This is a genomic window from Clostridioides sp. LIBA-6622, assembly GCF_056716095.1.
Genome location: NZ_CP196998.1, coordinates 2943180 through 2956613, shown reverse-complemented (window position 1 = coordinate 2956613; position 13434 = coordinate 2943180). Strand labels below are relative to the sequence as shown.

The window sequence follows — 13434 nt, the reverse complement described above, 5'->3', positions numbered from 1 at the left end:
TGTAACCTTTATTCTCCTTTGTTTGAGTTTTAGTGTCGTAAAATGTAAAAAAAGCGAATTATATAATAAATATATATAGATTAAAGAATAGAATCTAGGGAATGATAATTAATTAAAAGATATTAATTAAACAGAGAATTTATTTATATATAATAATTTTGGAGGTTTTTATGAAAAAAACAATAATGTCTTTACAGCATCTATTAGCCATGTTTGGAGCGACAGTATTAGTTCCCATTTTGACAGGTTTTAATCCGTCAGTTGCCATTTTCTGTGCTGGTGTTGGTACATTGATATTTCATTTTTGTACAGAAGGAAAAGTACCTGCCTTTTTAGGTTCAAGTTTTGCATTTATACCAGTTATACTGGCTGCTAAAGAGGCATATGGTGGAGATTTAGCATATGCTCAAGGTGGTATAATAGTAGCAGGATTAATTTATATTATAATGTCAATTATAGTAAAAGTTGTTGGAGTAAATAAAATTAAATTGTATTTTCCAGCACAAGTTACAGGAGCTATGATAGTAGTTATAGGATTAAATTTATTGCCAACAGCTTTTAGTATGGCTTCAGCAAATTTTGTAATAGCATTTATAACTTTAGCAATAGCAATTTTAACTAATAAGTTTGGTAGAGGATTTATAAAGCAATTAGGAATATTAATAGCTGTTTTTTCTGGATATATAATATGCTTAATATTAAATTTAGTAGATGTAACTACAATTACAGAAGCAAGTTTATTTGCAATACCTAACTTTACAATACCTAAGTTTAGCTTAGGAGCAATTGTAATTATATCTCCAGTTGTATTAGCTGTATTTATGGAACACATAGGAGATATGACTACTAATGGTGCTGTAGTAGGTAAAAACTTTATAGAAAATCCAGGTCTAAATAGAACTTTACTTGGAGATGGATTTGCAACTATAGTTGCAGGTTGTTTAGGTGGACCAGCTAATACAACTTATGGAGAAAATACAGCTGTACTTGCTATAACTAAAAACTATGACCCTTCAATTCTTAGACGTACAGCAGTCTTTGCTATATTACTTGCTTGTGTAGGCAAGTTTGGAGGATTTCTTCAAAGTATACCGAGTTCAGTTATGGGTGGAATTAGTATAATGCTATTTTCAATGATAACTTATGTGGGATTAAAAACTATAAGAGATAGTTCTTGTGTAGAAAGTAAAATTAATTTGTTAATAATAGCAGTTATATTACTAATAGGTCTTGGAACAACATACCTGTCTAATAAAGGTATCTCTATAGGTATACCAATAACAAGTACAGTAAAGATAACAGGTCTTAGCTTAGCTGCAATTGTTGGAATTGTATTAAATAGAATTTTAAATCATAAGGATTTTAAAGCTAAAGAATAGTAAATAATAACTTGTATAATTTTAAATAATTAAATTTCTATAGACATTTGTAATTAATGTTGATATAATGATTAAAAATAAATGAAAGAAAGGGCAAGGTAACTGGGACAATGAGAATATAATCTATTTTTTATAATTTAAAGTATTGTAGTTTTTGAAAAGCCTATTTTAGTGGCTTTATTTACGGTGCTTAAATTAAGGAGAGTAGATTATAGTCTATACGTTTATTTGTTATGCCTATTTATGTAAATCTCTCCTTATATTTAAGTGTGTTAAGGAGGGATTTTTTTATGTTGTTAGTAAAAGTAGAAAATTTGAAGAAATATTATTCTGATAGATTAGTTTTAGATATAGATAAGTTTGAAGTTTCAGAAGGTGAGAAAATAGGTCTAGTTGGTTCAAATGGTCAAGGAAAAACAACTTTATTAAAGGCAATATTAGGTGAAATAGAAATTGATGAAGGTCAAATTTATCTTACAGACAGCTATTCTTATATAAGTCAAAGTGAAAATAACATTGAAACATGTAATAATAGCAGAGAAAAGAGTATTTTAAATGCTCCTGATAGATTTGAGGAGTACTTATCAGGAGGTGAAAAAGTTAAGCTAAAGATAGCAGATGCACTAAGTGATAAGAAAAGTATGCTAATAGCTGATGAGCCAACTTCAAACTTAGATAAAAAAAGTATTGGTATTTTAGAAAATATGTTTAAAAGGTATGAGGGAGCATTATTATTAATATCCCATGACAGACGTTTCTTAGATGAGTTATGTACAACTATATTGGAGTTAGAAAATGGAAAATTAAAAGTTTATAAAGGCAATTACACCGATTATTTAATGCAAAAAGATGAAGAATTAAAAAGGGCTGATTTTGAGTATCAGGAATATGTTAAAGAGAAAAAAAGGCTTGAAAAAGCCCTTTTATACAAAAAATCTTTAAGTGATGGTATAAGAAAAACTCCAAAACGAATGGGGAACTCAGAGGCGAGATTACACAAAATGGGTGGGCAAACTAATAAGAAAAAATTAGACTCAAATGTGAACGCTATAAAAACTAGAATTGATAAGCTTGAGGTAAAAAATAAACCTAAGGTTTCTGCTGAAATGAAGATTAAGATTCAAGATGGTATGGAGATAATTAGTAAAAATTTAGTAGAGATAAAAGATATGACTTTAACTTTGAGAAATAAACTCTTACTAGATAATGTTTCCCTTAAAATAAAAAGAGGTAAGAAAATAGCTTTACTAGGTGATAATGGATGTGGAAAAAGCACTCTGCTAAAAGAAATATTAAATAATAAAAATGACTGTATAAAAACAAATGGTAAGGTAAAGATAGGTTATTTCGACCAACATCAAAGTATATTAGACGAAGAAGAGAGTGTTTTATACAACACTAAAATTAGTAGTTCATTTGATGAGTCTTTTATAAGGATAAATTTAAATTTATTTGGATTTAAAGGTGATGATGTCTACAAAAAAGTAAAAGTACTCAGTGGTGGAGAAAAGGTAAAAATAGCTCTATGTAAAATAATATTGGAAGATAATAACTTTTTAGTATTGGATGAACCAACAAATTACTTAGATATAAAATCTATGGAGGCACTAGAAAAAGCATTGATAAATACTGATAAAACTATGCTTATAGTATCTCATGATAGAGTATTTACATCGCATATTTGTAACTATATTGTAGAGATAAAAGATAATAAGATAAGAGAATTTGATTGTACTTATGATGAATATATAGTTAATAGAAATAAAAAAACTCCTAGTAGAGATAGTCAAGCTAAAAAAGAAAATCTTTTAGTGTTAGAAAATAGACTTACAAATGTTATCTCTATGTTATCTATAGAAAAAGATAATACAAAGAAAGAACATTATGAATCAGAATATAATGAGTTATTAAAGCAAATCAGCAAAATAAAAAATAGTTTGTTAGAAAATTAAATGTATCTTTATCATTTCAGCAATGAAAAATAGGGCTATCTCTATTTTGAGATAGCCCTTTTTCATTTGACATGATAATATATAATTATTTGAAATTAAATTTTATTCTGATTTAACTTTAAGCTTGGCTACCATTTCTTCTTCAGGAGTAACATAAATAGTACTATTAGTCTCGTAAATAACCATACCTGGTTTAGAACCACTAGGTTTTTTTACATTTTTTCTTTTAGTGTAGTCTATAGGTACTTGAGAAGAAAGCTTTGACTTACTAAAAAATGCTGCCAGCATAGCTCCTTCAAATATAGTGTTATCAGGTACTTCCTTACCAGCACACTTTATTATTACGTGAGAACCAGGAATATTCTTTGTGTGCATCCACAAGTCATCATTATCAGCAAGTCTTAGTGTAAGATAGTCATTCTGTTTATTATTTTTACCAACTAAAATCTTAAATCCATCAGAAGAAATAAATTCATGAGGTTTTGTAGAAGGAATAGTATCTTTTTTGCTATTTTTCTTTTGAGCCTTGATATAACCAACCTTAGCAAGTTCTTCTTTTATATCTTGTAGTTCAGCTAAATTTTCGCAGTTTTCAATACTTAAAATTATATTTTCTAAGTAATCTATTTCTTCCTTATTTAATGAAATCTGATGAGATATTTCAACTTTAGCATGTTTCATTTTATTATACTTTTTAAAATATTTTTGAGCATTTTCAGATGGTGTCAAGTTTTTGTTTAATTCTATAGTTACATTCTTACAATTTTCATCATAAAAATTAGCAACTTCAATATTTTCCATACCTTTTTCTACCATATAGATATATGAAGTAATCAACTCTCCTTTTACCTTATAAATATCTGCATTTTCAGACTCTGATAATTCTTCCTCTTGTTTCTTTAGTTTATTATAAAGTCTATCAAGTTTAACTGATATGCTCTTCTTTAAGTCAGATGAACGTTGATTAATTCTATCCTTAATATCTTTAGTTCTATAAAAATCTTCTAGGATACGAGACATACTATCTTTATTGATATATGATAAATCATTAAATAATGTAAGATTTACACAACTGAAATCTACTACTTTATCCACTTTTTTATCTATAACAATACAAGGTGAGTATTTGCTAGCATTTATAGCACTGAACAAACTACAAAATTCTTTGTATAAAGAATCAAACTGTTCGTTAGTTACATCCTTTATAGAAGTACTTTGATTTACATTTGCTCGGTAACAGATTTCTTTGGATATAGTAGGGCTTATACCTAGAAATTTAGAATATATAGACTTAAAAATAGGTCCTTCAAATTCATTCAAGTTATTAATAAACAAATCTTTAGATATACTATCAAGAGGGTTAAGTTTATCTTGTTTTGGTGGCAACGAATAGCTATGAGCAGGTAAAACCTGACGCACTCTACTTATGCTAAAAGGTACTCTTTTTATTGAATCTATAATTTTATCATCTTCATCATGAGTTATTATTATGTTGCTATGTCTTCCCATAATTTCAATCATAATATTTTTAGTTGTTTTTTCTTTTAGTTCATCCAAGGATTCAATACTTATCTTTATTATTCTTTCAAAGCCTATTTGAGAAATTTCTACTATGTTACCACCTTGTATATATTTTCTAAGTAACATACAAAACATAGGTGCTTTTAGAGGGTTTTCTTTTTGATAATTACTTGTAAGATAAACCCTAGGATTTGAAGCACTTGCACTTAAAACCAATCTGAAATTTTCTTTATTATTTCTTATATTAAAAATTACCTCATCATCTTCAGGTTGATGTATTTTATCTATTTTACCGCCTGTAAGTTTTGATGATAATTCATCTACTATTGAATGTATAACTAATCCATCTAATGCCATATATAGCACCCCTTTCTTTGACCAAAATAGTCAGTAAATTAATTATACACATAATATATGCTTTGTGACTAGGGGAAATTTAAACAAGATAGTAATATTTGAATTGAATAATTATTTATGCTTATTTATGAAAGGAAATACTATATTTTAAAATTAATAATTTAAAGTTGATTAAATGTAAAATAAATATAGTATAATTATTGTGTAAAGTATAAGTTATTATAATATATGAACTTTAAAAAATAAATCAATTTTAAAGTATAATAGTACATAAATATGAAAGAAGGTTGAAAAAATGAAATTTATTGATTTAAGAAGTGATACTGTTACTATGCCTACTGATGAAATGAGAGAAGCTATGGCAAAGGCTCCTGTTGGAGATTCAATCTTTAGGGATGACCCAACTGTAAATAAACTTGAAGAATTAGCAGCAGCTAAAGTTGGAAAAGAAGATGCTATTTTTCTTCCAAGTGGAACTTTTGGAAATCAACTGGCTTTATTTACTCACTGCTTAAGAGGACAAGAAATCATTATTGGTAAGGGTTATCACATTGTAACTCATGAAGTTGGAGCACCTGCTGTAATAGCTGGAGTTCAACTTAGAACTATAGATGAAGATGAAAATGGAGCTCTTAATCCTGAGCTTGTTGAAAAGGCAATTAGAAGAGATGACATACATGAACCACAAACAGGTCTTATATGTGTAGAAAATGCGTATTCAGGTGGAACTGTTGTGAGTCTTGAAAATTTAAAAGAGATTAAAAAGATAGCTGAGAAACATAACTTACCAGTACATTTAGACGGAGCAAGATTATTTAATGCAGCATTAACTTTAGGTATAGAAGCTAAAGAAATGGCAAAGTATTGTGATAGTGTTATGTTCTGTGTATCAAAAGGTTTAGCTGCACCAATGGGCTCTATACTTGCTGGAAGTAAAGAATTCATAGCAAAAGCTAGAAGAAAGCAAAAAATTATGGGTGGAGGAATGAGACAAGTTGGTATAGTTGCAGCTGCTGGTATCATTGCCATTGAAAAAATGACATTAAGATTAAATGAAGACCACGAAAATGCAACATATTTAGCTTGTGAATTAAATAAAATAGACGGCATTGAAGTAAACAATATTAATCCAGACATAAGCATGGTGTTCTTTAAAATGAGTGAAGAGGTTATAAAAGAGGATGTCTTAATAAAAGAATTTTTTGACAGAAATATAAAGATTAATAAAATGGAAAATGGTGAGTATAGATTTGTAACTCATGTAGATATCACTAAAGCAGATTTGGATTATGTTTTAAAAACACTTAAAGAGTTAATAGGTGTATGTTAATAGAAAGCTACAAAAAGAGAATTATAGCTAACTATTAGATGTTTAATTATAAAATTCATAAATAGTTTAAATAAAACATACATAAAATTCATATAGAAATATTATTATATAAACATAGAAAGAACTAGCTTAAAAACATAATATAATTACCCTAATTGTAATGGCAACTCTCCCTCACATCCTCAAATTATAGTTGTCATTACAAAACTTTTCCCATAAATTATAAGTTTATGGGAATTTTTTTATGTTATAATAGTTTAAGTGTTAATTTACAAAGGAGCGATACTTATGAAATTTTGGAAACTACATGGAATAGGTAATGATTTTATTGCAGTAGATGGAAGATTCGACAATATAGATTCATCGAATTATACTGCTTTAGCAAAAAAAGTATGCCATAGAAGATTTTCTGTAGGAGCGGATGGCTTATTAGTCGTAAAAGATTCAAAAGTTGCAGATATAGAAATGGTATATTACAATTCTGATGGCTCAAGAGCAGCCATGTGTGGAAATGGTCTTAGATGTTTTTGTAAATTTGTTTATGATAATGGGATAGTAAAAAAAGAAAATTTTACAGTAGATACATTGGATGGCATTAAAGATATAAAAATAAACCTTACAAATGGCGAAATAAATTCCATAAGAGTCAATATGGGAGAAGGAAGTTTTATAGCTAAAGATGTTCCAGTATCTACAGATAAAGAGCGTTTTGTGCAAGAAAGTATAAAAGTTCTAGATAGGGATTTTATGCTTACTTCTATGTTGATGGGGGTTCCTCATACAGTAGTTATAGTAGATGAACTAGATGTGGATGATGTTTGTAAATATGGAAAAGAGATTGAAAATAATAAAATATTTCCTGAAAAAACGAATGTAAATTTTGTAAAGGTAGAAGATAAGTATAATATACATGTTTACACTTGGGAAAGAGGTTGTGGATATACTTTAGGCTGTGGGACTGGTATGACTGCATCAGCAATAGTATGCAATTTACTTAACATGGTGGAAAGTAGTGTAAATGTAACTTCTCAAGGTGGAACAGTTAAAATAGATGTAGGAGAGTTCTCTTATATGACAGGTCCAGCAGTAAAAATATGTGAAGGTGTTTTGGAGGATTAAGTAATGGCTATAAGTATGACTGGTTTTGGAAGAGGGGAATACAAAGATGACAATTATTATTTTCTAGTGGAATGTAAAACGATAAATCATAAGTATTCAGATATAAATATACGTCTTCCAAGAAAAATTTCATTTTTAGAGGATAAAGTTAGAAATTTAGTAAAAAATTATGTAAAAAGAGGAAGAGTAGATTTATACATAAAATTTGACTTATTAGGCAAAGAAGATGTAAACTTAAACTTTGACGAAGGACTAGCTTCTCAATATATAGAGATACTAAAAGAAATAAAAAACAAATTCGATATTATAGATGATATTAGTGTTATGAATGTTGCAAGGTTTCCTGATATTGTAAAAATAGAAGAAAAAGAAGACGATGAAGATTTATTATGGTCAATGTTGAATCAAGCCGTTGAAGACGCATTAATAAAATTAAAAGAAATGAGAAGTGAAGAAGGTAAAAAACTAGCAGAAGATATTACTATGAGATGTGATTTATTAAAAACTCATATAGAAGAAATTGAAAAATATTCAAGTAGTGTTGTAGAAGATTATAGGGAAAAATTGAATTTAAGAATAAGTGAATTGTTGGATGACCCAAGTATAATGGATGAAAATAGATTGGCACAAGAAGTTGCAATATATGCAGATAAAAGTAGTATAACAGAAGAAATAGTTAGATTTAAAAGTCATATAGGCCAACTTAAAAACACTATATTTAAAGATGATTCTATAGGTAGAAAAATTGATTTCTTAATACAAGAGATGAACAGAGAGACTAATACTATAGGTTCAAAGTCATCTGATATAAATATAACTAATTTAGTCGTGGAAGTAAAAAGCGAATTAGAAAAAATAAGAGAACAAATACAAAATATAGAGTAAGAATACAATATTAGAAGGGGAATGCTTAAATGTTTGCGAAAAAAGGATTATTGCTAGTTGTATCAGGACCATCAGGTGCAGGAAAAGGTACTATTTGCAAAGAACTACTTAAAGAAAATGATACAATAAAACTTTCTGTATCAGCTACTACAAGAAAACCAAGAACTGGAGAAGTTGATGGAGTAAATTATTTCTTCATAAGTAAGGAAAAGTTTGAAGAAATGATAAAAAAAGGTGAGTTTTTGGAGTATGCTCAAATTTATGATAATTTTTATGGAACTCCAAAAGCAGCAATAATGGAATGTTTAGAAAAAGGTCAGGATGTACTATTAGAGATTGAAATGCAAGGGGCAAAACAAATAAAAGAAGTTTGCCCAGAGGGAGTATTTATATTTGTACTACCACCATCACTTGAAGAACTAAAAAATAGAATTGTTGGAAGAGGTACAGAAACAGAAGCTGAAATAGAAAAGAGATTTAGTTGTGCATATGAAGAGATTAAAATGATTAAGGATTATGATTATTTTATATTTAATGAAGATGTAAAAACATCTGCTAAAGAAATAGAAGGTATAATATCATCTGAAAAGAATAAAGTTAGCAGATATAAAAATATTATAATAGAGAAATTCAAGGAGGAATTATAATTATGTTAAAACCATCTATCAATGAGGTACTAGAAAAAATAGACAACAGATACTATTTAGTAGGGACTGTTTCAAAGAGAGCAAGAAAATTAATTGATGGAGAAGAGCCATATGTTTCAAATAAAGCTAAAGAAAAGCCTGTATGTGTAGCTACTAAGGAAGTTGCAAGTGGAAAAATAACATATAGATTATTGACAGAAGAAGAAATAGAGATAGAAGAAGCTAGACACCATGCTGAGCAACATAAACAAATTTCAGAAGAGGAGTAAGGACATGCTAAAAGATAAAACTGTTGTAATTGGCATAAGCGGCGGAATCGCTGCGTATAAGGCTTGTGATGTTGTAAGTAAGTTAAAAAAACTAAATGCAAATATCCATGTTATAATGACAAAATCGGCAACAGAGTTTGTTAAACCACTTACACTTCAATCACTAAGTCAAAATTATGTAGTAGAAGATATGTTTGAAGAACCAAAGACTTGGGAAGTTGAGCATATATCATTAGCAAAAAAGGCAGATTTATTCTTAATAGTGCCAGCAAGTGCAAATATTATAGGAAAAATTGCAAATGGTATAGCTGATGATATGTTGACAACTACTGTTATGGCAACCAAAGCACAAGTTCTTATGGCACCAGCTATGAATACTAATATGTATGAAAATCCAATTGTCCAAAAAAATATTCAGACTTTAAAAGATTTTGGGTACAAATTTATTGAACCAGAAAGTGGAAGACTTGCATGTGGAGATATTGGAGCAGGTAAATTGGCTAGTCCAGATGTAATAGTAGAGGAAGTATTAGCTAATATTACTAAAGAGCAAGATTTAAAAGGTCAAAGCATTATAGTTACAGCTGGTCCAACTGTAGAAAGTATAGACCCAGTAAGATATTTAACTAATAGGTCTTCTGGGAAAATGGGATATTCTATAGCAAAAGAAGCTATATCTAGAGGCGCTGATGTAACATTAATATCAGGTCCTACAAATCTTTCTATTCCACAAAATCTTAAAAAGTTTGTGAAAATAGAATCAGCACAAGATTTGTATGAAGCAGTAGTATCAAATTTAAGTGAAAATAAAATAGTAATTCAAAGTGCAGCAGTTGCAGATTATAAGCCAAAAACCTATTCTGACAAAAAGATTAAAAAGAAGAATGATGATTTATCAATAGAACTAAGTAGGAATTATGATATTGCTTATGAAATAGGAAAAATAAAAGAAGATAGGATATTAGTAGGATTTGCAGCTGAAACTAACGACCTTATAGAGCATGCCAAAGGAAAAATAAAAAAGAAAAATCTAGATTTTATTGTGGCAAATGACTTAACTAAAGAGGGCGCTGGTTTTAGAACTGATACTAATATTGTAAAAATAATAGATGTAGAAGGAAGTATTACGGAGTATCCTAAAATGAAAAAAGAAGAAGTAGCTAATGTTATTTTAAATAGAATTAAAACGTTACTTGAGAAATAAGAACTTTTTTAAATATGATATTTGTGTATTTTATCACAGCTAAAGTAGCTGAAAGCTGCAATTTAATTTTAGCGAGTAAAAACTCGCAAATGTCAGTTAAATTGTAGTTTTCAGCATTTATTTTGCCATAAAGTATAAAATATAATTAATAGTTAATTATTAAGATATAGTCAATATTATTAGTAACTTGAAATTTTTATAAATACTGAGATTTTTGACATTTTGTAAAATACATTAGAATATAAACATTAGATTAAATTTAAGTAGAGGTTTTACAATGAAAAAATATGCAAAGGTAATAGTTAGAAGTAATACTATATACACAGATAATTTATTTACATATCAAATTCCTGTATTTTTATCAGAATCTATAAGAATTGGACATAGAATATTAGTGCCATTTGGAAAGGGTAATAAACCAACAGAAGCCTTTGTATTTCAATTTACAGACAATTTAGAAGAAAAAATAAAGACAAAAGAAATAATTGATGTATTAGATGAGAATCCAATATTTAGAGAAGAAGAATTGGAATTGGTTTATTGGATGAAAAATAGATATTTGTGCACTTATATAGAATGTATAAATTTAATATATCCAAAAGGATACAAATTAAATAATTATAAAGTAATATTATTAGGTGAAAGTTTAATTGGATTAAACGAAGTTCAGTTAAAAGAAAAAATATTGACCTTAAGTGATAAAAATAGAGAAATAGTAGAAAAAGTAATTGATAGTAAAGGAAAAATTAAGGTTGATAAGTTAAAATATATACCAAATCTAAATAGCTCTTTGTACACAATGAATAAAAATGGAATCATAAAACTATGTTGGGAATATAAAAATCATAAAAATGAAAAGAAAGTATGTTATATATCTTTGAGCTTGGAAAGTGATAAAATTGATGATTATATAGAACAAAATAAAATAAATGTGGGAAGCAAGCAAAAAGAGATATTAAGTTTTCTTAAAAATAATGAAAAGGTAGAGATAAATGATTTATTAGATTTATTAAATGCTTCAAGACAAAGTATAACTTCTTTAAATAAAAAAAAGTTAATAACATTAGAGTTTAAGGATTATTATAGAGAACCAAAAAGTATTTACAAATCTACATCAAAAAGTATAAAATTAAACAATGAGCAACAACAAGCGGTTGATGAGATAAAGTCGAATATGTTTGTGGATGATAAAAAACCATACTTAATTCATGGTGTAACTGGAAGTGGAAAAACCGAAGTTTATATGGAAATAATAGAATTTGCACTAAATCAAGGTTTAGATAGTATATTTTTAGTTCCTGAAATAGCACTAACTCCTCAAACAATAGATAGGTTGAAGAGTAGGTTTGGTGATTTAGTAGGAGTGTTTCACAGTAAACTATCTGAAGGAGAAAAGCATGATGTCTATAAAGCTGTAAAAGCAGGTAGAATAAGAATTTTAATTGGAGCTAGGTCAGCTCTATTTGCCCCTTTTAATTCTTTAGGGATTATAATAATTGATGAATTCCATGAGTCATCATATAAGTCTGAGAAGAATCCAAAATTTAATTCTATAGAGGTAGCTAGATTTATGGCATTAAAAAATAATCTAACTCTTATTTTAGGTTCAGCTACTCCTTCAATTGAAGAATACTATAAAGCAAAATCTGGAGAATACAAACTTATAAATATAAAGAATAGAGCAAATGATAAACCACTTCCAAATATTGAAGTTGTAGACATGAAAGATGAGTTGGACAAGGGAAATAGAAGTATATTCAGTTTAAAACTTCAAAAAGAAATAAATTGTGCAATTGAAGAAAATAGTCAAGTTATACTATTTTTAAATAGAAGAGGTTATGCAAATTTTGTATCTTGTAGAAAATGTGGATATGTGTTTCAATGTGAAAATTGTGACATATCTTTAACTTATCATAAGAAAAGTAATACTGGAAGATGCCACTATTGTGGGTATGAGAAAGAAATCCCAAAAGAATGTCCTGAGTGTAAAAGCCACTATGTTAAGCCTTTTGGAGTTGGCACTCAAAAGATTGAAGAAGAATTAAAACATATTTTTCCAGATATAAGAACTTTGCGAATGGATAAGGATACAACTTCAAAAAAAGGTGCTTTAGATGAAATACTAAATAAATTTAAAGATAAAGAAGCAGATGTACTTATTGGGACACAGATGTTAAGTAAAGGGTTAGATTTTGATAATGTAACTTTAGTAGGTATTTTATCTGCAGATATGATATTAAATTTTCCAGACTTTAAAAGTTTTGAAACTACATTTCAGTTGATAACTCAAGTTTCTGGAAGAGCAGGGAGAGCCGATAAAGAGGGTAAAGTAGTACTTCAGACCTATGATACTGAACACTATGCTATCAAGCATGCTATTGAATATGATTATGAAGGTTTTTATGAAGATGAGATAAAAATAAGAAAAGCATTTGGATATTCTCCTTTTAATAACATGTTGAGTGTAGTTGTTAGTGGTGAAGATGAAAGATTAGTAATAAAAAATATAAAAAATATGTATGCATCATTGATTTATTTATTAGAAAAAAGGGGTATAAATAATTTAGAATTTATATTAGGTCCAAACCCATGTTCAATATCAAAAATAAATCAAAATTATAGATGGCAGATACTCTTTAAAGATGAAAATATTGAAATTAATCTGTTAAAGGGTATAATAAAATATATATGTATAACAAAACGAGATTTGATATTTGATAAGAATATCAATGTATCTATAGATATTAATCCAAACAGTGTATTATAAATTT

General features: G+C 28.1%; 10 protein-coding genes. 9 read left to right on the top strand and 1 reads right to left on the bottom strand.

The annotated features are described in order from the left end of the window. The first annotated feature begins 170 nt into the window (after positions 1 to 170). Complete coding sequence (locus tag ACTG47_RS14090) at positions 171 to 1379, top strand: uracil-xanthine permease family protein (protein WP_479925019.1); 1209 nt, start codon at positions 171 to 173, stop codon at positions 1377 to 1379. A gap of 290 nt (positions 1380 to 1669) precedes the next feature. Next, a complete protein-coding gene (gene cplR / locus ACTG47_RS14085; RefSeq protein ID WP_479925018.1) occupies positions 1670 to 3331 on the top strand; it encodes an ABC-F type ribosomal protection protein CplR in 1662 nt (553 codons plus the stop codon). A gap of 102 nt (positions 3332 to 3433) precedes the next feature. Here cplR and ACTG47_RS14080 read toward each other — a convergent pair whose 3' ends face one another. Continuing rightward, a complete protein-coding gene (locus ACTG47_RS14080; RefSeq protein ID WP_479925017.1) occupies positions 3434 to 5209 on the bottom strand; it encodes an Rqc2 family fibronectin-binding protein in 1776 nt (591 codons plus the stop codon). A gap of 295 nt (positions 5210 to 5504) precedes the next feature. Here ACTG47_RS14080 and ltaE point away from each other — a divergent pair, with 295 nt between their 5' ends. The 7 genes from ltaE to priA all read left to right on the top strand — a co-directional run bounded on the left by ltaE (position 5505) and on the right by priA (position 13430). After that, positions 5505 to 6539, top strand: a complete 1035-nt coding sequence (gene ltaE, locus ACTG47_RS14075; RefSeq protein WP_479925016.1) for a low-specificity L-threonine aldolase — start codon at positions 5505 to 5507, stop codon at positions 6537 to 6539. A gap of 288 nt (positions 6540 to 6827) precedes the next feature. Next, positions 6828 to 7658: a diaminopimelate epimerase gene (gene dapF, locus ACTG47_RS14070; protein ID WP_479925015.1), complete on the top strand. Its 831-nt coding sequence runs from the start codon at positions 6828 to 6830 to the stop codon at positions 7656 to 7658. A gap of 3 nt (positions 7659 to 7661) precedes the next feature. Beyond that, the gene (locus tag ACTG47_RS14065; RefSeq protein WP_169469679.1) at positions 7662 to 8543 is read left to right on the top strand and encodes a YicC/YloC family endoribonuclease; all 882 of its coding nucleotides are present in this window, start codon (positions 7662 to 7664) and stop codon (positions 8541 to 8543) included. Between the two features lie 29 nt (positions 8544 to 8572). Next, on the top strand, positions 8573 to 9190 hold the full coding sequence (gene gmk, locus ACTG47_RS14060; RefSeq protein ID WP_479925014.1) for a guanylate kinase: 618 nt from the start codon (positions 8573 to 8575) through the stop codon (positions 9188 to 9190). 2 nt (positions 9191 to 9192) lie between these two features. Continuing rightward, positions 9193 to 9459: a DNA-directed RNA polymerase subunit omega gene (gene rpoZ, locus ACTG47_RS14055; RefSeq protein ID WP_021385513.1), complete on the top strand. Its 267-nt coding sequence runs from the start codon at positions 9193 to 9195 to the stop codon at positions 9457 to 9459. A 4-nt stretch (positions 9460 to 9463) separates the two neighbouring features. Further along, a complete protein-coding gene (coaBC, locus tag ACTG47_RS14050) occupies positions 9464 to 10663 on the top strand; it encodes a bifunctional phosphopantothenoylcysteine decarboxylase/phosphopantothenate--cysteine ligase CoaBC (RefSeq protein WP_479925013.1) in 1200 nt (399 codons plus the stop codon). A gap of 277 nt (positions 10664 to 10940) precedes the next feature. Continuing rightward, positions 10941 to 13430, top strand: a complete 2490-nt coding sequence (gene priA / locus ACTG47_RS14045) for a primosomal protein N' (protein WP_479925012.1) — start codon at positions 10941 to 10943, stop codon at positions 13428 to 13430. Positions 13431 to 13434 lie beyond the last annotated feature (4 nt).